Here is a 19,599-nt window from a genome sequence, read left to right on the forward strand (position 1 = left end):
GGAGAGGCCGCCGTCCCCTGCCCCTCCATCTCCCGGTGGCTGACCCGTGCGGGCGTTTCACGTCCCATCCAGCCGGACGTCGGACGTGAGTCCCTCCGGCAGACTGGGAGCGTGGCGAGCAGACCCCCGGTTCCTCTCGAGCTCGTGCTGCGCATCAGGGCGACCCTCACCCGCCTGCCGGAGTGCTACGAGGAGGACGCCTGGACCGGGGTGAGGTGGCGGGTGCGGCAGGCGACGGTGGCGCACGTCTTCGGGGGAGAGGACCAGCTGTTCCGGCTGACCTTCCGGGCCGAGCCGGATGAGGTGCTGGCCTTCCGGCACCTGGGAGAGCCCTACTTCGTCGTGGGCGGCAACGCGGTGGGATTGCTCCTGGAGCAGCTGGTCGACTGGGAGGAGGTGGCCGAGTTGCTCACCGACTCCTACTGCCTCCAGGCCCCCGCCAGGCTGGTGGCGCTGGTGGATCGTCCCGAGCCGCGGGATTGAGCGGGGGGGCGGGTATTACTCCTCGGTCGCGACTCGCTGTGCGAGGCTCACAGCGAGGGTTAGTAATCTTCTCCTGGCAGACAAGGGAGAATTCATGAGTAGCAATGAGCTCGCGAAGCAGCGAGCGGACCGCGAGGCCCTGCGTGTCGGCGGCCACGACGCACGAGCCTGGCAGCTGGTCTCGGCCCGCCAGGTGGAGGCCTTCGACCCGGCCCAGCTGGGCAAGGCCGACCAGATCATCCTCGACATCGAGGATGCGATCGACACCTCCTTCAAGGACCAGGCTCGGGAGAACGTCGTCACCTGGCTCCAGGGGGGTGGACAGGCCTGGGTGCGGATCAACGACTGGACCACGCCCGAATGGCGGCACGACGTGGCGGCGCTGGCCGGCGTACCCGGTCTGAAGGGCGTCATGCTCGCCAAGGCCGAGGCCGCCGAGCAGGTCACCGACACCTTCCAGCGCCTGGGTGGTGAGACCCCGGTGATCCCGCTGCTCGAGTCGGCGCTGGGCATCGAGGATGCCACCGACATCGCCCGGGCGCGTGGCGCCTACCGGTTGGCGTTCGGCAGCGGTGACTACCGGCGTGACACCGGAGCGGAGAGTACGCCGCTCGCGATGGCCTACCCGCGGACCAAGCTGGTGCTGGCGAGCCGGATCGCCGGCCTGCCCGGCCCGGTCGACGGGCCGACCGTCGACAGCCGCCACACCGTGCTGCGCGAGCAGGTGGGGGATGCGGTCGCGATGGGCATGACCGGCAAGCTGTGCCTGATCACCGATCAGGCGGCGGTCATCAACGAGACGATGGCGCCCTCGCCCTCCGATGTGGCCTGGGCCTTCGAGTTCCTGCAGAAGTTCGAGGAGGGTGGCCGGGTCATCCGGGACGGCTCGGACAAGCCGCGCCTCGCTCGGGCGGCCACCATCAAGCGCCGGGCCGAGGTCTTCCGGATCCAGCCCGCCTGAGGCGTCTCGCACAAGACCCGGTCCCCGTCGCCGTGATGGGGACCGGGTCTTTCTCATGCGGGGCCCGACTGTTACGGTCCCGAGTGCCAGTCAACCCCGCCAGGGGTGAGGGAACCCGGTGAGACTCCGGGACTGACGCGCAGCGGTGTGGGTGACACCCGGGGCACGACGTCACTGGGCCGAGAGGCCTGGGAAGACGCTCCGAGGTGGTCGAACCCGAGTCCGAAGACCTGCTGGCCCTCCCGGCGACCGCCGTGGGGTCGCACCGGGCTTCGCGTACGAGCCCCAGACCTCGGAGAACCCGACATGCGTCGTACGACCGTCATGCTGTCCACCGCCCTGCTCGCGCTCACCGTCGCCGGTTGCGACGCCGCGGCCGACACCAGCGCCTCGAAGACCGCTCAGTCCGCCGTCTCGGTGAAGAACTGCGGCCGGGAGGTGTCCGTCGAGGGTCCCCCCGAGAGGGTGGTCAGCCTCAACCAGGGGTCGACCGAGATCCTGCTCTCCCTCGGCCTGGGCGACCGCATCGTCGGTACGGCGACCTGGACCGACCCGATCCTGCCGTCGCTCGCGGAGGCGAACGCCGACATCCCGCGGCTGGCTGAGAACGCGCCGTCCTTCGAGGCGGTCCTGGCCGAGGAGCCGGACTTCGTCACGGCGTCGTTCGTCTCGACCCTGGGGGAGGGCGGTGTGGCGACCCGGGACCAGTTCGAGGACCTCGGCGTGGGCACCTACATCGCGCCCAGCGACTGCGTGGGCAAGGAGGAGGGCGCCGGGGACGGCACCCGGACCGAGCCCTTCACGATGGAATCGGTCTATCAGGAGATCGAGGACCTGGCCGAGATCTTCGACGTCGAGGAGAAGGGTGACGAGCTCGTCGCCGACCTCCAGGGCCGCCTGGCCGAGGCGACCGAGCAGGAGGTGCCGGAGGGCACCAGCGCGCTGTTCTGGTTCGCCAACGACGAGTCGCCGTACATGGCCGGCTGCTGCGGCGCCCCAGGCGTGATCGCGAACTCGCTCGGGCTGGAGAACGTCTTCGACGACACCAAGGACGAGTGGCCGCAGATCAACTGGGAGACGGTGGCCGACCGCGACCCGGACGTCCTGGTCATCGGTGACCTCACCCGCAAGAGCCAGACCGCGGAGACCGCTGAGGCCAAGATCGAGTTCCTGGAGTCCAACCCGGTCACCCGGGAGATGGACGCGGTCAAGAACGAGCGGTACGTCGTGCTCACCGGCGCCGAGATGAACCCGTCGTTGCGCACGGTGTACGGCGCCGAGAACGTCGCCGCGCAGTTGCGCGCCCTCGGACTGGCCGGCTGACCGTGCTCGCCCCAGCGCAGGGGTCGCCCCGGCTGCGGCTGCGGCTGCGGATGAGCGGCGCGGTCGGCCTGTGGCTGGTCGCGGGGCTCGTGCTGGTCGCCTCGGTGGCCGTCGCCATCACCATCGGCCCCTCGGAGCTGACCACCACCGACGTGGGGAGGGTGGTGTGGGCGAAGCTGGCCGGCGGGGAGTCGGGCCTCTCCCGGATCCAGGACGGCATCGTGTGGGACCTCCGGCTGCCGCGCACCCTGCTCGCGGCCCTGTGCGGCGCCGGGCTCGCGGTCTGCGGGGTGATCCTGCAGTCGTTGCTGCGCAACCCGCTGGCCGACCCCTTCGTGCTCGGCGTCTCCTCGGGAGCCTCCACCGGCGCCGTGTCGATCGTGGTGCTCGGCGCCGGGGCGGGGTCGATCGGCCTGACCGGCGGGGCCTTCATCGGGGCGGTCGGAGCCTTCGCCCTGGTGCTGCTGCTCGCTCACGTGGCGGGCGGTACGACCGATCGGGTGGTCCTGGCAGGGATCGCGGCCACCCAGCTGTTCTCCGCGCTCACCTCCTTCATCGTGTTCAGTTCCGCCGACGCCGAACAGACCAGGGGAGTGCTGTTCTGGCTGCTTGGCTCTCTCGCCTCGGCCAGTTGGCTCGATGTCGCGGTCTGCGGCGTCCTGGTCGGCGCCGGGCTGGTGATCTGCCTGCTCAACGCCTCGGTGCTCGACGCCTTCACCTTCGGCCAGGACGCCGCCGCCTCGCTCGGTGTCGCGGTCACGCGGGCGCGAGTGCTGCTCCTGGTGGTCACCGCGCTGATCACGGCCGTCATCGTGAGTACGTCGGGTGCGATCGGCTTCGTCGGTCTGGTCCTGCCGCATGCCGCCCGCGCCCTGGTGGGGGTCCGGCACCGGCTGCTGCTGCCGACCGCGGCGCTGCTCGGCGCGCTCTTCCTGGTGTGGGTCGATACCGCCGCCAGGACCGTGATCGACCCGCAGGAGATGCCGGTCGGGGTCGCCACGGCACTGGTCGGCGTACCGGCGTTCATGGTGATCCTGATGCGGAAGGGCCGGCGCGCATGAGCCTGACCGCACAGGGGGTCTCCTGGTCGATCGATGGTCATCGGGTCGTCGACGGGGTCGGCCTGGAGGTCGCCCCCGGGACGACGATGGGGCTGCTCGGCCCGAACGGCTCGGGGAAGTCCTCCCTGCTGCGGCTGCTGGCCGGCCTCCGGGCCCCGGCGGAGGGGAGCATCCGGCTGGGCGGTGACGACCTCGCCGACCTGCCGCGCCGGGACATCGCCCGTCGGTTGGCCCTGGTCGAGCAGGACGTCAACACCGATCAGGATCCGCTGGTGCGCGAGGTGATCGACCTCGGCCGGATCCCGCACCGGCGACGGTGGTCGGGGGAGTCCCGGTCCGATCGTGCGGCGGTGCTGCGCGCTGCCCAGGTCACCGGCGTGACCGAACACCTCGAGCGTCGCTACTCCACCCTCTCGGGTGGTGAGCGGCAGCGCACCCAGATCGCTCGGGCACTGGCCCAGGAACCCACGGTCCTGCTGCTCGACGAGCCGACCAACCACCTCGACATCCGGCATCAGCTCAGCCTGCTCGGGATGGTCCGCCGGGCTCCCGCCACCGTCGTGATGGCCCTGCACGACCTGAATCTCGCGCTGGAGTTCTGCGACGTCGTGGTGGTGCTCGAGAGCGGGCGGGTGGCCGCCGCCGGGCCGCCCGCCGAGGTGGTGGACCCGGCCCTGATCGAGGAGGTGTACGGCGTGCCCGCGCGGGTCGTGCAGGACGAGGACGGTCTGCACGTCCGCTTCCTCGCGGCCGGAGAACAGAGCCCCTCACCGGCCGGCTGACCTCTCGCAGCGGCTGGTCGTGCAGGTCGCCACGGGCGCTCTCCGCTCCGCCGAACGCGAGCCGTGTCTCGCGACCGATGCCCCGATCTGGGTGAGGTCCGCGCTCGGCCGGACCGGGCGATGCCCGTCCTCCACTACTCTGCTGGTCGGGGGAGGTGTCCGGTGACCCTCGAGGCGGAGAGGACGACCACGCGCCCGGTCGATGCGGTGCGTGTGGCAGGCCTGCTCGCCTTCGTCGGCGCGATGTTCGTCTACCTCCAGCTCTTCGGACTGCCGAAGCAGACGCTCGAGGGCGTGCTGTGGATCTACCTGGGCACGGTGGCCTGGGACGTACGCCGGCCGCTGCGGGAACATCTGGTGTTCCTGCGCGACTGGTGGCCGCCGCTGGTCGTGTTCACCGTCTACCTGTACAGCCGCGGTCTCTCCGACGACCTGGGCATCGTCGGCGTACACGTCACCGAGCCGATCGAGGCCGACCGCTGGCTCTTCGGTGGGACGCTCCCGACCGAGGCCCTCCAGGCCCAGCTGTGCGGGGTGCCGTGCGACCGGGCGTTGCCTCCGCGGTGGTACGACGTCGTCCTGACCACGGTCTACTACTCCCACTTCTTCGCCGCGATCGGCGTTGCGGCGTACCTGTGGAAACGCAGTCGTCCCGCCTGGGTCCGCTACATGCGCCGGTACCTGTCGGTCATCACCCTCGGCGTGGTCTGCTACGTCCTCTATCCGATGGCGCCGCCCTGGATGGCCTCGCGCGACGGCTATCTCACCGAGGACATCTCCCGGATCACCGGGCGCGGCTGGTTCGACACCGGCTCCGGTGGTGGCGGCGGTGCCCACGATCAGGTCTCGGCCGTCGGCAACCAGGTGGCGGCGATGCCCTCCCTGCATGCCGGCCTCGCGATCCTGGTGGCCTGGTGGTGCATCGGCCGGCTGGGAGGAAGGTGGCGGTGGCTGCTGTTGCTCTATCCCCTCGCGATGTCGTTCATGCTCGTCTACTACGCCGAGCACTACGTCGTCGACGCCATCGCCGGCGGCCTCCTGGTCGCGCTGGTGATGGCGTTCTGGCGGGTCTGGGAGCGTCGCCGCGAGCGGCGCCCGGAGGACCCTGAACCGGAGAAGGAGTCGGCCGAAGCCGTGTAGGACGGGCCCGTTCGGTCGGTACGGCGGGGTCAGCGGCCGCGCCGCCCGAGCAGCCCTCCGCCCCACAGCGCCCAGACCACCAGGACCGGCTGGAAGAACAGTCGGATGAACCGCTTCCGGTCGGTGTCGAGCCCGAACGCGTCGGTGCCCTCGGCGTACTGCGCGATGTTGCCGGGGAAGATCGCGACGAAGAACGCCGCCAGCAGCGCTCCGATCACCCCCCGATGCCGGGGTAGGGCCACGAACGCCGCCCCGAGACCGATCTCGGCCACCCCCGAGGCGACCACGGTGATGTCCTCGTCGACCGGGAACCAGTCGGGGACCTGCGCCTGGAACTCCTCCCGCGCCACGGTGAGATGGGTGAGGCCGGCCCCCACCATGATCGAGCCGAGGGCGATCCGGGCGAGGTTCTGGGCGAGGGCCATGCCGGAGTCTTGCAGACTCCAGAGCCGGTGCGAAGTGGTCTGCCCAATCGGATCAGGAGAGGTCCAGCGGCGATCGCTTCGACTGCTATCCCAGTTTTGACTTGAGTGCCAGTCAAATCGGGAGCAGTCTCTTGCTATGCCAGCGCGTGAATACGACATGGCCCGACGATCGGTCGTTGTCGAACGCACCCGCGAGCGCCTGATCCGCGCCGCACGCGACCAGTTCACCGACCGGCGTTACGCCGATGTGACCCTCGTGGAGATCGCCGACGCCGCCGGGGTGACCGTGCAGACGCTGCTGAATCATTTCGGCTCGAAAGAGGGCATGCTGACCGCCGCCGCCGAAGTACTCGGCACCGATGTCGATGAACTGCGCGGCCACGTCGAGCCCGGAGACATCGACGGAGCGATAGCGGCGCTGATGCGCCAATATGAGCACCTCGGCGACGTGAACTGGTGGTTCGTTGCCGACTCTGAACGGGTTCCGTCCATGGTGCCCTTGCTCGACGGCGCGCGAGCCCACCAGCGCTCGTGGCTGAGGGAGACGTTCGAGCCCTTTGTGCCAACTGAGGAAGCGGTGCGCGATGAGGTCCTCGCCGCCCTGTTCGCGGCCGCCGACGTGGGCACCTGGAAGCTGTTGCGCCGCGACCTCGGTTACACACCGGAAGCGACGGCTGCCGTGCTCCGGCGACTGATCGTGGGTGCTTGGGCGCAGGGTGCGCCATGAGGTACCTGCTCGCGATCTGGGACGGCGGGGGCGCGACGCCACCCAATCTGGGCGTCGCACGCATGCTCGTGGCGCGCGGTCACGAGGTTGTCGTGTACGGCGACGCGACATTGGCGGCCGACGTCGGTGCGACCGGAGCGGTGCACCGGCCCTGGCCCACGGCGCCGCAGCGGGTCTCGACCTCACTCGATGATGATGTGCTCAAGGACTGGGAATGCCGCACGCCGATCGGTGCCTTCCTGCGTGCGCGCGACCGCCTGGTCGCTGGACCGGCCGGCCTGTTCGCCGCGGACGTGGTCGCAGCCCTCGACGCGCAGCACTTCGACGCCGTGCTCGCCGACGGGGTGCTGCTGGGCGCCTTGGTCGGCGCCGAGGCCAGGGGCGTGCCGGCGGCTGTGCTCCATGGCACCGTCTACCTCGTTCCATCCCCCGCGCGCCCACCTCTCGGACGCATCGCGCCCGCACGCGGGCCGCTCGGCCACCTTCGTGATCGCGCGGGTTGCCTCGCCACGAACCTGCTCTGGCGATCGGGCGTACGCAGTCTCAACGCCGCTCGCGCCACTCACGGCCTCGCGCCACTGCGCCACCTGTGGGACCAGTGGGGGCATGCCGAGCGGGTGCTCATGCTCACGGCGTCCGCCTTCGATGACCCGCCGGCGAACGAGCCGAATGTCCGCTACGTGGGGCCCGTGCTCGAAGATCTCCGCTCCGAGGCCGAGGTGCCGCTTCCGCCCGGAGACGACCCGCTCGTCGTCGTGGGGCTCTCGAGTTCGTACATGGCGCAGTCCGAGGTGCTGCGACAGTTCGCTCAGGCGCTCGCCTCGCTGTCCGTACGCGCGGTGATCACGACCGGGCCCGCGATCGATCCCGCTGAGGTGCCCTCGGCGCCGAACGTCGTGGTGGTGCAGACAGCGATGCACGGCTCGCTGATTCCGCGCGCCGATCTCGTGGTCACCCATGCAGGACACGGCACGCTGATGAAGGCGCTGGCGGCCGGGGTGCCGATGCTGTGCGTCCCGTTCGGGCGCGACCAGCCGGACAACGCGGCTCGCGCCGTGCGGCACGGCGTGGCGCACGTCGTGTCGAAGCGGTCGGATGCGGCCGCGTTCAGCGCCGCCGTGCGCACAGCACTCGACGATCCGGTGATACGAACCGGCGCTGCCGCGCTCGGCGCACGGGTTCGCGCGGAGATCGATTCGGGACAGCTCCTTGCCGAGCTCGAGGCACTTCCGGGGCGGCGGCGCCCAGCACCGGAACCAGCCTGAGACCCCGCGAGTTCTGCGGAGTGCCAAGGTCGGGTCTGCGCGCTCGAAGCAAGCTCGGTGAGGGAACGTTCCGCCGGCTACCTGTGGCCGGCGACGTCATTGACCAGCCATGCGACGAACAACATCTACTTCACGCGCGTGTGCAGTGTCGAGGCTCCTGGGAAGAACGTGTTCGCGAAGGTGTCCCGGACGCTGCCGATACCGAGTTCGTGGACCGTTGAGGAATCCTCGAAAAGCTTGACGACCTCGAGCATCGCCACCCGTTACGACTCGTCGCAGTCGAGCCACCCGAAGTAGCCCACGAATCTCATGAGATCGGATCCGATCCTCACGGTCAAGGCGTCAACTATTGGTGTCGTGTCGAGCGCACGGCATGGTCGTCGCCTGGATGGCCGCCTTCATCGCCCGTGCTCGCGGGTGGGCGTCGACGGCTCCATGACCGGGCATGCCCTCGCGCTCGTGGAGGGTGGCGTGCGCGTGGGCGCAGGCGCGTCCGTCCAGGCGTCGGAATCTCGGGTGCCCGCGGGTATGGGCGCGAGGCGCGTCACGAACTGCGCATAGGTGGGCCGCCGCCGGGCGGGCCTGCCGAGGTGGCGTGACAGGCTGGGGTCATGCCGAACCGCCTGGCGCACGCGACCAGCCCTTACCTCCTCCAGCACGCCGACAATCCGGTCGACTGGCAGGAGTGGGGGCAGGAGGCCTTCGAGGAGGCCCGGCGCCGCAACGTCCCGATCCTGCTGAGCGTCGGGTACGCCGCCTGCCACTGGTGCCACGTGATGGCGCACGAGTCCTTCGAGGACGAGACGACGGCGGCCTACCTCAACGAGCACTTCGTGAGCATCAAGGTCGACCGGGAGGAGCGGCCGGACGTCGACGCGGTCTACATGCAGGCGACCACGGCGATGACCGGGCAGGGCGGTTGGCCGATGACGGTGGTGCTGGACCACGAGGGCAACCCGTTCTTCGCCGGCACCTACTTCCCCGACCAGCCACGGCAGGGCCAGCCGGCCTTCACCCAGGTGCTCCAGGCGCTCAGCGACGCGTGGGCCAACCGGGGCGAGGAGATCCGCTCGGTCGGTGCCGGCGTACGAGACCACCTTCAGCAGCTCCGGGTCAGCGGCGAGGTGGCACCGGTCACCGTGGACACGATGCGCGCGGCGCTGGAGAAGCTGGCCGACGAGTTCGACCCGATGTCCGGCGGCTTCGGGGTGGCGCCCAAGTTCCCGCCGACGATGGTGCTGGAGTGGCTGCGCCGGCTCCCGGGCGCGGGGATCGAGGACAGCCGGATCCGGCACATGACCAACCGCACCCTGTCCGCGCTGGCCCGCGGTGGGCTCTACGACCAGGTCGGCGGCGGGTTCGCCCGCTACTGCGTCGACCGCGGCTGGGTGGTGCCGCACTTCGAGAAGATGCTCTACGACAACGCTCAACTGCTCGGCCTCTTCGCCCGCACCGGTACGCCGCTGGGCGACCGGGTCGCACGCGAGACCGCCGACTTCCTGCTCTGCGAACTCCGCACCGAGCAGGGCGGCTTCGCCTCCGCCCTGGACGCCGACAGCGAGGGCGAGGAGGGCCGCTTCTATGTCTGGACCCCTGCCCAGCTGCGCGAGGCGCTCGGCAAGGAGGACGGCAACTGGGCTGCCCAGACCTTCGCGGTCACCCCGTCCGGCACCTTCGAGGGCGGTACGTCGGTCCTGCAGCGCCGGCACGAGCCGGACGACGACCCGACCTTCCGCGCCCGCCTCGATGACGTACGCCGCCGCCTGCTCGCCGCCCGTGAGGAACGGGTCCGGCCTGCCCGCGACGACAAGATCGTGGCCGCCTGGAACGGGCTGGCGATCAGCGGCCTGGTCGACGCCGGCCTGCTGCTGCACGAGCCCCGGTACGTCGATGCGGCGGTCGAGGCTGGCCGGCTGCTGGTCGACGTACACCTCGTCGACGGTCGGCTGCTGCGGGTCTCCCGGGATGGCGTGGCCGGGCCGCATGCCGGCGTCCTGGAGGACTACGGGTGTGTGGCGGCCGGCTTCCTGGCGCTCGCCCAGGCGACCGGGGAGGCGACCTGGCTCGCGCGGGCGACCGGGCTGCTCGACGTCGCGCTGGACCTGTTTGCCGCGGACGACGGGGGCTTCTACGACACCGCCGCCGACGCCGAGGAGTTGCTCGCCCGTCCCCGGGACCCCAGCGACAACGCCTCGCCCAGCGGATTCTCCGCGCTGCTGCACGCCCTGGTCACCGCGCACGCGCTCACCGGCGAGGGCCGCTATCGGGACGCCGCCGAGCGGGCCGTGGCCACGATCGCCCCGTTGGCCGCCCAGGCGCCGCGGTTCGCGGGCTGGTCGCTCGCGGCCGCGGCCACGATGCTGACCGGGCCGCTCGAGATCGCGGTCGTGGGTCCCGCCGGGGAGGAGCGCGACGCGCTGGCCGACCACGCCCGCCGCCTCCCGGGCGCGGTCGTGGTGGTGGCCGACGGACCCCGCGACGACATCCCCCTGCTCTCCGGCCGTACGCCGGTCGAGGGCCGCCCGGCGGCGTATGTGTGCCGCGGCTTCGTCTGTGAGCGCCCGGTGACCTCGGTGGCCGACCTGCCCACTCCCTGACGGCGCGCCGCGGACCCGGGCGCGGGAGTGGTCGGGTTGGATCGGGAGTCGTGGACCCGAACCTGCGACCACAGCCGGAGCGCTTCTTCGACGGCGGTGACGACACCGACCCGCCGGCACCGGAGGGCTCGGCGCGGATCGAGCTGAGCCAGGCGGTCGACGGTGACCCGACGCTGTTCGCGCTCCACCGCCGGCTGGGCTATCGCGACGAGGAGTACGGCGAGATCGTGGTGCCCGCCGATCTGGCGGCGTTCCGCACCGACCTCACCTCGGTGCCCAGCGTCTTCACCTGGCTGGTCCCCAAGACCGGCCATCACCTGGCCGCCGCCCTCATCCACGACGCGCTCGTGCTCGACCGCGGCGAGCCGGCACATCTGGGCGCGCCGATCGACCGGGTCGGTGCCGACCGGGTGTTCCGGCGGGCGATGCGCGACACCCGGGTGGGCGTCGTACGCCGCTGGCTGATCTGGTCGGCCGTCACCCTGGCCACGATCTGGGTCGGTTCGGGAGCCTGGTCGCGCGCGCGGCACCTTCGCTATCTGGTCGTCATGGTCGCCACCCTGTTGCTCGTCGCCGGGATCGGTGTGGTCGCCACCCTGGACCTGTTCGACGTCGTCGACCAACTGTGGTGGATGGGGGAGCGGGCCTGGTGGGCTGAGGTCATCGGTGGCCTCTCCGCCGCGGTGGTGATCCCGCTGCTGATGGGACTCACCTGGGGTCGCTTCCGGGTGGCCGGGGCGATCGCCGGGATCGCGCTGGCCGTCCTGCTGCACGTCACCGCGGTACTGGTCGTGATCACCCTGCTCTACCAGTGGGCCGAGCGGCTGGCCCGCAACCGACCGACGGCGCTGCTGGTGACGCTCGGAGTCGTGGTCGCGGCCTGCGGCGTCCTGGCCGTGATGTTCGTCGGCACCGCCTGAGCGGTGCCGGTCAGCGCAGGGAGTAGGTCGCCATCGAGACGCTCACGTAGTGAGCGATGAAGGCCAGCACGGTGAAGCTGTGGAACACCTCGTGGAAGCCGAACCAGCGCGGCCACGGGTTGGGCCGCTTGACGCCGTACACCACCCCGCCGACGGTGTAGAGCGCCCCGCCCACGCAGATCAGGACGAACACGGCGATGCCCAGCCCGACGCCGAGCGCGACCGCGCCCTCGAAGAACGCCGGGATGAAGAAGACCGCTGCCCACCCCAGGGCGATGTAGATGGGCACGTAGAGCCAGCGCGGCGCCTCGGTCCAGAAGATCCGGAACAGCATGCCGAGGATCGCACCGCCCCAGGCGACCGAGAGCATCACCGTCTGGGCGACCCCGTCGAGCAGCATCAGACTGAACGGCGTGTAGGAGCCGGCGATCAGCAAGAAGATGTTCGCGTGGTCCCACCGGCGCAGCCAGGTGAGCATCCGGGGTGACCACCTGCCGCGGTGGAACAGGGCGGACACGCTGAACAGCAGCAGGGCGCTGACCGTGAACACGATCGCCCCCACCCGCGGAGCACCCGAGGGCGCGAGCGCGATCAGGACGATGCCGGCCGCGAACACCGCGGGCGCGGTGGCGAGGTGCAGCCAGCCGCGCAGCTTCGGCTTCACCTCCGCGACCTTGTCGGCCACCCGGTCGTGGACCGAGTCCGACCATTCGTGCAGAGAACCAGAGAGCAGGTCCATGCGCTGGCGCAGTGACTCGTTCCTCGGCTCCGTCATGGCAGCACTGTAGCGACGCCCACCAACCCGCCGGGGTCTCGCGTCGATCGGACCGGAACCCGCGCGGGCCCTATTCTGGGGACGTGGTCGACTGGAAGCGTGGCGTGCGCAAGGTGCTCTACCCGGCGTACGAGGCACGGATGGTGCGGCGGCTGGAGCGCGACAAGCTGCCCAAGCACGTGGGCGTGATGCTGGACGGCAACCGCCGCTGGGCGAAGGCCGTCGGCCGGGACACCGCGCACGGCCACCGGGCCGGCGCCGCCAACATCGAGCCGCTGCTGACCTGGTGCGACGAGATCGGCATCGAGGTGGTCACCTTGTGGCTGCTCTCCACCGACAATCTCAACCGGCCCGCCCGTGAACTCGAGCCCCTGCTGGAGATCATCGAGGAAGCCGTCGACTCCCTCGCCGACCAGCAGCGGTGGCGGCTGCACCCGGTGGGTGCGGTCGACCTGCTCCCCACCTCCACCGTCGCCCGTCTCAAGGAGGCCGAGGAGGCCACCCGCGACGTCGACGGGATGCTGGTCAACATTGCGGTCGGGTACGGCGGGCGCCGGGAGATCGCGGACGCCGTCCGTTCCCTGTTGCTCGAGCAGTCCGACCGTGGCGCCTCCCTGGAGGAGGTGGCCCGCTCCCTCGACGTCGACGACATCAACGCCCACCTCTACACCCGTGGACAGCCCGACCCCGACCTGGTGATCCGTACCTCGGGCGAACAGCGTCTCGGGGGATTCCTGCTGTGGCAGAGCGCGAAGTCGGAGTTCTACTTCTGTGAGGCCTACTGGCCCGACTTCCGCCGGGTCGACTTCCTGCGGGCGCTGCGCGCCTACGCCCAGCGCGAGCGTCGCTTCGGCAACTGACCCGTCGAGTCGTGCCTCCCGGCACGTCGAGTCGGGCGTTCTGGCACGTCGAGGCGGGCCGCGGAGCGGGGCCGACGCAGGCGAGCGCCATCGGGTGCGTGACGTGCTGCTAACACACTGTTCATCTCCCGGTGTCCTCGGTACCGGGCGTGTCGCCCGAGCCGGTCGCCGGGGCGGCGTAGCGTCGTGAACATCGGCGAGTGGGGAAGCTCGCTGTATCGGGAGGCCCGTTCGTGAACCCACACGATCTTGACGCTCGGTCGGCCGTGTACGGCCGAGCCGATCCAGGCCGGCACTCCGGCCTTCGGGCTCCTTCCCGGTCCACGGTGCATGATCTGAGGACCGGGCGAGGAGTGCCCGTGCGGTCCCGCTAGGGGTGAACCAGGTGCCGACCCAGGACACGAACGCCAGCGCCACCACCGCCGGGAGTTCCACGGGGCCCGCCACAACCAGGGAGACGGCCGTCCGCACCTATGTGCTGGACACCAGCGTCCTGCTCGCCGATCCGGGTGCGATGCGCCGGTTCGCCGAACACGAGGTCGTACTCCCGGTCGTGGTGATCACCGAACTGGAGGGCAAGCGACACCATCCGGAGTTGGGGTTCTTCGCGCGGACCGCGCTACGAACCCTCGACGATCTGCGGGTGGAGAACGGCCGACTCGACCAGCCGGTGCCGATCGGGGAGGAGGGCGGCTCCCTGCGGGTCGAGCTCAACCACACCGACACCGCAGCCCTGCCCTCCGGCTTCCGGCTGGGCGACAACGACACGCGGATCCTCGCGGTCGCCAAGAACCTCGCCCAGGAGGGCCACGAGGTCGTTCTGGTCTCCAAGGATCTGCCACTGCGGATCAAGGCCTCTGCCGTCGGACTCGAGGCCGAGGAGTACCGCGCGGAGGGCATCTCCGAATCCGAGAGCGGCTACACCGGGATGACCGAGCTCGACCTGCCTGCCGACCAGGTCGACGAGTTGTACGAGGACGGCGTGCTCGACGCCGAGGAGGCCCGCCAGCTGCCCTGCCACACCGGTCTGGTCATCCTCTCCGATCGAGGTACGGCGCTGGGCCGGGTCGGTCCGGACAAGCAGGTCCACCTCGTGCGGGGCGACCGGGAGGCGTTCGGCATCCACGGGCGTTCGGCCGAGCAGCGGATCGCGCTGGAGATGCTCCTCGACCCCGAGGTGGGCATCGTCTCCCTCGGCGGTCGGGCCGGCACCGGCAAGTCCGCGATGGCGCTGTGCGCCGGGCTCGAGGCGGTGCTGGAGCGGCGCCAGCACAAGAAGGTGGTCGTCTTCCGGCCGTTGTTCGCGGTGGGCGGCCAGGAGCTCGGCTACCTGCCGGGCACCGAGTCGGAGAAGATGAGCCCCTGGGGTCAGGCCGTCTACGACACCCTGGGTGCGATCACCTCGCAGCAGGTCATCGACGAGATCATCGATCGCGGGATGCTCGAGGTGCTGCCGCTGACCCACATCCGCGGCCGTTCCCTGCATGACTCGTTCGTCATCGTCGACGAGGCCCAGTCGCTGGAGCGCAACGTCCTGCTCACCGTGCTCTCCCGGATCGGCGCCAACTCCAAGGTCGTGCTCACCCATGACGTCGCCCAGCGCGACAACCTCCGGGTCGGACGGCACGACGGCGTCGTCGCGGTGGTCGAGAAGCTCAAGGGACACCCGTTGTTCGCGCACGTCACGCTCACCCGCTCGGAGCGCTCGCCGGTGGCCGCGCTGGTCACAGAACTGTTGGAGCACGTCACCCTCTGACATCGTACCGCCGGGCTCCCACGTGCCCCGGACAGCCCCATCGACGGGGCCGTCCGGGGCACAGCTGTGACCGACCCGATGTGGACCCGGGGTTTGCCTGGCCCTACCGCATCGGGCATGGTGGCACGAGCTTTCCGGCCAGCGTCTCGCACTTCCCCTCGAGACCACCCCCCGCGAAGTACCCCGAGACACCGACCGAAGAGATCCCCTTGTCCAAGCACGCCGACTACGTGCCCAAGCACCGCCAGCCCGTCGACAACCCCCTCACCGCAGCCCCACGCAAGGCGCTGCGCAAGGCGCTCATCCTGTCCTCGACCGCAGTCGCGGTCACGGGCGTCACGGTGGGCGGCGGGGTCGCCCTGAGCCAGACCGGTCAGGACACCACCCAGGTCGCTGCCGCGCTGCCCGCCGCCGCACCAGCGGGGTCCACCTCCGATGAGACGTCCGAGGCCACGGCCGACGGCGGTGCCGAGCGGGCCGCGCTCGACCCCGAACTGGCCGAGGAGCTCCAGGAGCGGTCCGAGACCGAGGTCTCCCGCTCCCAGGACCGGCGCAAGGCCGTCGACTCCACCAAGGCCCGGGCATTGTCCGTCCTGGACGCAGACGCCAGCGCGGTGACCGAGCGCGAGGACCTCAGCACCGGCGACCCGCGTGACATCGCCAGCGCGATGCTCTCCGACTTCGGCTGGAGCGGCGACCAGTTCGGCTGCCTCGATTCCCTGTGGACCCGCGAGAGCGGCTGGAGCACCTCGGCGGACAACCCCAGCTCCAGCGCGTACGGCATCCCGCAGGCGCTGCCGGGCTCCAAGATGGCCTCCGCCGGCTCCGACTGGGCGACCAACCCGGCCACCCAGATCAAGTGGGGTCTGGGCTACATCCAGGACCGCTACGGCTCGCCCTGCGGTGCCTGGTCCCACTCCGAGTCCAACGGTTGGTACTGACCCTCCTCTCCATCGAGGCCGGCTGGCCTCGCCCTGCCCGCCCGGGCCGGGAAGGCCCTCAGGGATGCGTCATCGACTCCACGTCGAGGGCCTCGTCCAGCTGGGCCTCGGTGATCTCCCCTCGATCCACGTAGCCGAGCCGCAGCACGGTCTCCCGGATGGTGGCGCCGTCGGCGAGCGCCTGCTTGGCGACCTTGGCGGCGCTCTCATAGCCGATGTGCTTGTTGAGCGGCGTCACCACGGACGGCGACGACTCGGCGTACGCGCGCATCCGGTCGGTGTCGGCGGTGATCCCGTCGACGCAGCGCTCGGCGAGCACACGCATGGAGGCGGAGAGCAGGCGCACCGACTCCAGCAGGTTGCGCGCCATCACCGGCATGGCGACGTTGAGCTCGAAGGAGCCGGACGCACCGGCCGCGGTCACCGCGGCATCGTTGCCGATCACCTGGAAACACACCATCAGGGTCGCCTCGGGCAGCACCGGATTCACCTTGCCCGGCATGATCGAGGAACCCGGCTGCAGATCGGGCAGGTGGATCTCGGCCAGGCCCGTGGTCGGCCCCGAGGCCATCCAACGCAGGTCGTTGTTGATCTTGATCAGCCCCACGGCAAGGGTCCGGAGCACCCCCGAGAGCTCCACCAGCGAATCCCGGGTCCCCTGCGCCTCGAAGTGGTTGCGCGCCTCGGTGAACGGCTGCCCGGTCGACTCGGCGATCTCCGCGATCACCTGGTCGGGGAAGCCGGCCGGGGTATTGATCCCGGTGCCGACCGCGGTGCCGCCCAACGGCAGCTCGCGCACCCTGGGGAGCACGGCGTCCAGTCGCTCGGCGGCGTAGCGCACGGTCGCGGCGTACCCGCCGAACTCCTGCCCCAGCATCACCGGAGTGGCATCCATGAGATGGGTGCGACCGGACTTCACCAGCCCGCCGAACTCCTCAGCCTTCCGCTCCAGCGAGGAGGCGAGCACATCGAGGGCCGGCAGGAGCTGCTCGGTCACCGCGACCGAGCACGCCACGTGGACGGCGGTGGGGAAGGTGTCGTTGGAGGACTGGCTGGCGTTGACGTGATCGTTGGGGTGGACCTCGACGCCGGCGCGGGCGGCCAGCCCGGCGATGACCTCGTTGGCGTTCATGTTGGAGGAGGTGCCGGACCCGGTCTGGAAGACATCGATCGGGAACTCCGCGTCGTACTCGCCCGCAGCGACCTGCCGGGCGGCGTCCACGATCCCGCGTGCCTGAGCGGCACCGATCACGCCGAGACGTCCGTTGACCGCTGCCGCAGCGGCCTTCACCCGACCGATGGCGTGGATCAGTGCCGGCTCGATCGGCGTACCGCTGATGGGGAAGTTCTCGACCGCCCGCTGGGTCTGTGCCCGCCACAGGGCCTCGCGGGGCACGCGGACGTCCCCCATGCTGTCGTGCTCGATCCGGAAGTCGTCGTCGCTCATACCCCGACGCTAACGCCGACCCCTGACACCCGGCAGCGCCTCACGATGCAAAAGGAATCGGTGCTGGTACGGCCGATGCGGCACCCTTGTCCCGATGGGGTGTCCGCGCCCGGCCCCATCTGCATCACTCCAGTGGCGCCGTACCGACGGAAGGCATCTCGTGTCCATCGACAAGACACTCCTCGACGATCTCGAGTGGCGGGGACTCCTCGCCCACTCGACGGACCTCGACGCGCTGCGTGAGGCCCTGACCGCGGGGAGCGTCAAGTTCTATGTGGGCTTCGACCCGACCGCGCCGAGCCTGCACATGGGACACCTCGTGCAGATCCTGACCGCCCGCCGACTCCAGCTCGCCGGCCACCAGCCGCACGCGCTGGTCGGCGGCGCCACCGGCATGATCGGCGACCCCAGGGACTCGGGGGAGCGCACCCTCAACTCGCTCGACACGGTCAAGGACTGGACCGGGCGCGTTCGCGACCAGATCGCCCCCTTCCTGTCCTTCGAGGGGGAGAACGCCGCGGTGATGGTCAACAACTACGACTGGACCGCTCCGCTCTCGACGATCGACTTCCTGCGCGATGTCGGCAAGCACTTCCCGGTCAACCGGATGCTCGCCCGCGACGTGGTCGCGCGACGCCTCGAGGCGGGCATCTCCTACACCGAGTTCAGCTACGTCCTTCTCCAGTCCTTCGACTTCTTGAGCCTCTACCGGCAGTACGGCGTAGCACTCCAGTTCGGGGGGTCGGACCAGTGGGGCAACCTCACCGCCGGTGTGGAGCTGATCCGGCGCGCGGATGCGGGCCATGCGCACGCCTTCGCCACTCCGCTGCTGACCAAGTCCGACGGCACCAAGTACGGCAAGACCGAGGGCGGCGCCTTGTGGCTCGACCCGGAACTGCTCTCGCCGTACGCGTTCCACCAGTTCTGGCTGAACGTCGAGGACGAGAAGGTGGGGGAGCTGCTTCGGGTCTTCACCTTCCTCTCCCGGGATGAGATCGAGGAGCTGGAGGCCGCCCATGCGGAGAAGCCGTTCCTCCGCCAGGCGCAGAAGCGGCTGGCGGATGAGATGACCACGCTCGTTCACGGTGCCGAGGAGACCGAGCAGGCCAAGGCCGCGGCGGCGGCACTCTTCGGTGGCGGGGAGTTGCGTGACCTCAGTGTGTCGACGCTCGCGGCGGCGCTCCGCGAGGCCGGTGCGATCACGGTCGAGGCCGGCAGCGGTCTGCCGCCGGTGGTCGACCTGTTCGTGGAGTCCGGATTGGTCGCGAGCCGCAACGAGGCCCGACGCACCATCAAGGAGGGCGGCGCCTACCTCAACAACGTTCGCGTCGAAGACCCCGAGGCGCAGGTCAGCGACGCCGACCTGATCGGCGGCAGCTGGTTGCTCCTGCGCCGCGGGAAGAAGAGGTTCGCCGGCGTCGAGGTGCGCTGAAGCACCGTCCCCACAAAGGCAGCGAGGGGTGGCCCGGATCACGCCGAACCGATTTGGCTTCGGGCGGCGGAACCCGTAATGTTCTCCGGGTCGCCCTGAGCAGGGCGGACAGTCTGACTCCGGTCGGACGGTCCGCAGCACAGGGGAGACCATCTCCTCGGCACACAGGCAATGTGAGGTCCGGGCCCGAATTCGGGTCTTCCTTTCTGTGCCTTGAATGCCAAGGGGATGTGGCTCAGGACAAACCGCCTCGAATTGGAAGTTCGAAAGCGATCGGCTAAGCTTTAACCAAGCTGAGGAAAAGCTTTCCGGATCTGATTCGAGAACTTTTTTCCAAAAGGCCAAAGCGAAGTTCCGCGGAATTGACAGGCGGTACGGAGCTGATAAAGTAGGGCTCACGCCGAGGGCGAGGGAAGCCGTGAGGGTTTCGCCGAGTTTCGGGTGTGGTTGATCTTTGAGAACTCAACAGTGTGTCAAATAGTCGACGAATTAGTTTGTTATGCCCCGTCAACTATGGCTGACTTTGGTTGGTTGTGGTTGGTGGATTTCTTTGACAATGATTCTGGCTGATCAGACTTTGGTTTGATCTTTTTTGTCAGTGTCTCTTTGTCAGGCATCTCTTTTTCTCGCTGGCCTTTTGGTTGGTGGGTGTTGTTTTTCAACGGAGAGTTTGATCCTGGCTCAGGACGAACGCTGGCGGCGTG

19 protein-coding genes and 1 riboswitch are annotated in these 19,599 nt (G+C 69.8%); of the genes, 14 read left to right on the top strand and 5 right to left on the bottom strand.

Translation table 11 applies throughout. The annotated features are described in order from the left end of the window. The first annotated feature begins 111 nt into the window (after window positions 1-111). The 6 genes from G515_RS23900 (at window position 112) to G515_RS19895 (ending at window position 5,750) form a co-directional block, all read left to right on the top strand. On the top strand, window positions 112-483 hold the full coding sequence (locus G515_RS23900) for an MmcQ/YjbR family DNA-binding protein (protein ID WP_028659534.1): 372 nt from the start codon (window positions 112-114) through the stop codon (window positions 481-483). A gap of 94 nt (window positions 484-577) precedes the next feature. Next, window positions 578-1,444 (top strand): HpcH/HpaI aldolase/citrate lyase family protein, encoded by an 867-nt coding sequence (locus G515_RS0106665; RefSeq protein ID WP_028659535.1) that lies wholly within the window; start codon window positions 578-580, stop codon window positions 1,442-1,444. Window positions 1,445-1,514: 70 nt separating this feature from the next. Continuing rightward, window positions 1,515-1,696: riboswitch (cobalamin riboswitch) on the top strand. A gap of 54 nt (window positions 1,697-1,750) precedes the next feature. Continuing rightward, window positions 1,751-2,767 carry an ABC transporter substrate-binding protein gene (locus tag G515_RS0106670; RefSeq protein WP_028659536.1) on the top strand — a complete coding sequence of 339 codons (1,017 nt, stop codon included), beginning with the start codon at window positions 1,751-1,753 and terminating at the stop codon, window positions 2,765-2,767. 2 nt (window positions 2,768-2,769) lie between these two features. Then, the gene (locus tag G515_RS0106675) at window positions 2,770-3,828 is read left to right on the top strand and encodes a FecCD family ABC transporter permease (RefSeq protein WP_245565265.1); all 1,059 of its coding nucleotides are present in this window, start codon (window positions 2,770-2,772) and stop codon (window positions 3,826-3,828) included. Further along, window positions 3,825-4,610, top strand: a complete 786-nt coding sequence (locus G515_RS0106680; RefSeq protein ID WP_028659538.1) for an ABC transporter ATP-binding protein — start codon at window positions 3,825-3,827, stop codon at window positions 4,608-4,610. The genes G515_RS0106675 and G515_RS0106680 overlap by 4 nt, the downstream gene beginning before the upstream one ends. Window positions 4,611-4,772: 162 nt before the next feature. Next, window positions 4,773-5,750 carry a phosphatase PAP2 family protein gene (locus G515_RS19895; RefSeq protein ID WP_051217946.1) on the top strand — a complete coding sequence of 326 codons (978 nt, stop codon included), beginning with the start codon at window positions 4,773-4,775 and terminating at the stop codon, window positions 5,748-5,750. A gap of 29 nt (window positions 5,751-5,779) precedes the next feature. On the opposite strand, the gene G515_RS0106690 is transcribed toward G515_RS19895, so the two are convergent. Next, on the bottom strand, window positions 5,780-6,175 hold the full coding sequence (locus G515_RS0106690) for a DoxX family protein (RefSeq protein ID WP_036554436.1): 396 nt from the start codon (window positions 6,173-6,175) through the stop codon (window positions 5,780-5,782). A gap of 136 nt (window positions 6,176-6,311) precedes the next feature. On the opposite strand from G515_RS0106690, the gene G515_RS19900 reads away from it, so the two are divergent. Together G515_RS19900 and G515_RS19905 are read left to right on the top strand one after the other, a co-directional pair. Next, entirely contained in the window at window positions 6,312-6,902 is a 591-nt protein-coding gene (locus G515_RS19900) for a TetR/AcrR family transcriptional regulator (protein WP_084653188.1), read from the top strand. After that, a complete protein-coding gene (locus G515_RS19905; protein WP_051217947.1) occupies window positions 6,899-8,167 on the top strand; it encodes a glycosyltransferase in 1,269 nt (422 codons plus the stop codon). Before G515_RS19900 ends, G515_RS19905 begins: the two co-directional genes overlap by 4 nt. Window positions 8,168-8,292: 125 nt before the next feature. Here the strand turns inward: G515_RS19905 and G515_RS24000 are convergent, their stop codons facing one another. Next, on the bottom strand, window positions 8,293-8,421 hold the full coding sequence (locus G515_RS24000; protein WP_425411228.1) for a DUF6361 family protein: 129 nt from the start codon (window positions 8,419-8,421) through the stop codon (window positions 8,293-8,295). Window positions 8,422-8,778: 357 nt separating this feature from the next. Between G515_RS24000 and G515_RS0106710 the strand changes: the two genes are divergently transcribed. Both G515_RS0106710 and G515_RS22545 read left to right on the top strand, forming a co-directional pair. Next, entirely contained in the window at window positions 8,779-10,764 is a 1,986-nt protein-coding gene (locus tag G515_RS0106710; protein ID WP_028659540.1) for a thioredoxin domain-containing protein, read from the top strand. A 50-nt stretch (window positions 10,765-10,814) separates the two neighbouring features. Then, the gene (locus G515_RS22545) at window positions 10,815-11,684 is read left to right on the top strand and encodes a DUF1353 domain-containing protein (RefSeq protein ID WP_051217948.1); all 870 of its coding nucleotides are present in this window, start codon (window positions 10,815-10,817) and stop codon (window positions 11,682-11,684) included. A 10-nt stretch (window positions 11,685-11,694) separates the two neighbouring features. Here G515_RS22545 and trhA read toward each other — a convergent pair whose 3' ends face one another. Further along, window positions 11,695-12,459, bottom strand: a complete 765-nt coding sequence (gene trhA / locus G515_RS0106720) for a PAQR family membrane homeostasis protein TrhA (RefSeq protein ID WP_028659541.1) — start codon at window positions 12,457-12,459, stop codon at window positions 11,695-11,697. Window positions 12,460-12,542: 83 nt separating this feature from the next. Between trhA and G515_RS0106725 the strand changes: the two genes are divergently transcribed. The 3 genes from G515_RS0106725 to G515_RS0106735 all read left to right on the top strand — a co-directional run bounded on the left by G515_RS0106725 (window position 12,543) and on the right by G515_RS0106735 (window position 16,016). Then, a complete protein-coding gene (locus tag G515_RS0106725; protein WP_028659542.1) occupies window positions 12,543-13,319 on the top strand; it encodes an isoprenyl transferase in 777 nt (258 codons plus the stop codon). Between the two features lie 475 nt (window positions 13,320-13,794). Further along, window positions 13,795-15,075 (top strand): RNA 5'-3' helicase PhoH2, encoded by a 1,281-nt coding sequence (gene phoH2, locus G515_RS0106730; protein ID WP_281168288.1) that lies wholly within the window; start codon window positions 13,795-13,797, stop codon window positions 15,073-15,075. Window positions 15,076-15,284: 209 nt separating this feature from the next. Beyond that, window positions 15,285-16,016, top strand: a complete 732-nt coding sequence (locus tag G515_RS0106735; RefSeq protein WP_028659544.1) for an aggregation-promoting factor C-terminal-like domain-containing protein — start codon at window positions 15,285-15,287, stop codon at window positions 16,014-16,016. A 58-nt stretch (window positions 16,017-16,074) separates the two neighbouring features. Here G515_RS0106735 and G515_RS0106740 read toward each other — a convergent pair whose 3' ends face one another. Further along, on the bottom strand, window positions 16,075-17,463 hold the full coding sequence (locus tag G515_RS0106740; protein ID WP_028659545.1) for a class II fumarate hydratase: 1,389 nt from the start codon (window positions 17,461-17,463) through the stop codon (window positions 16,075-16,077). A gap of 160 nt (window positions 17,464-17,623) precedes the next feature. Between G515_RS0106740 and tyrS the strand changes: the two genes are divergently transcribed. Further along, a complete protein-coding gene (tyrS, locus tag G515_RS0106745) occupies window positions 17,624-18,895 on the top strand; it encodes a tyrosine--tRNA ligase (RefSeq protein ID WP_028659546.1) in 1,272 nt (423 codons plus the stop codon). A 497-nt stretch (window positions 18,896-19,392) separates the two neighbouring features. On the opposite strand, the gene G515_RS23590 is transcribed toward tyrS, so the two are convergent. Further along, on the bottom strand, window positions 19,393-19,599 hold a 207-nt coding region (locus G515_RS23590), incomplete at its 5' end, for a hypothetical protein (protein ID WP_211220964.1).

Source organism: Nocardioides insulae DSM 17944 (assembly GCF_000422825.1).
Classification (GTDB): domain Bacteria; phylum Actinomycetota; class Actinomycetes; order Propionibacteriales; family Nocardioidaceae; genus Nocardioides; species Nocardioides insulae.

Bases quoted from the DNA above. Each gene is read 5' to 3' on its own strand.
- G515_RS0106740 (WP_028659545.1), bottom strand. From the start codon at position 17,463: ATGAGCGACGACGACTTCCGGATCGAGCACGACAGCATGGGGGACGTC.
- G515_RS24000 (WP_425411228.1), bottom strand. From the start codon at position 8,421: ATGCTCGAGGTCGTCAAGCTTTTCGAGGATTCCTCAACGGTCCACGAA.
- trhA (WP_028659541.1), bottom strand. From the start codon at position 12,459: ATGACGGAGCCGAGGAACGAGTCACTGCGCCAGCGCATGGACCTGCTC.
- G515_RS0106665 (WP_028659535.1), top strand. From the start codon at position 578: ATGAGTAGCAATGAGCTCGCGAAGCAGCGAGCGGACCGCGAGGCCCTG.
- G515_RS19900 (WP_084653188.1), top strand. From the start codon at position 6,312: ATGCCAGCGCGTGAATACGACATGGCCCGACGATCGGTCGTTGTCGAA.
- G515_RS0106710 (WP_028659540.1), top strand. From the start codon at position 8,779: ATGCCGAACCGCCTGGCGCACGCGACCAGCCCTTACCTCCTCCAGCAC.
- G515_RS0106680 (WP_028659538.1), top strand. From the start codon at position 3,825: ATGAGCCTGACCGCACAGGGGGTCTCCTGGTCGATCGATGGTCATCGG.
- G515_RS0106670 (WP_028659536.1), top strand. From the start codon at position 1,751: ATGCGTCGTACGACCGTCATGCTGTCCACCGCCCTGCTCGCGCTCACC.
- G515_RS19905 (WP_051217947.1), top strand. From the start codon at position 6,899: ATGAGGTACCTGCTCGCGATCTGGGACGGCGGGGGCGCGACGCCACCC.
- G515_RS0106690 (WP_036554436.1), bottom strand. From the start codon at position 6,175: ATGGCCCTCGCCCAGAACCTCGCCCGGATCGCCCTCGGCTCGATCATG.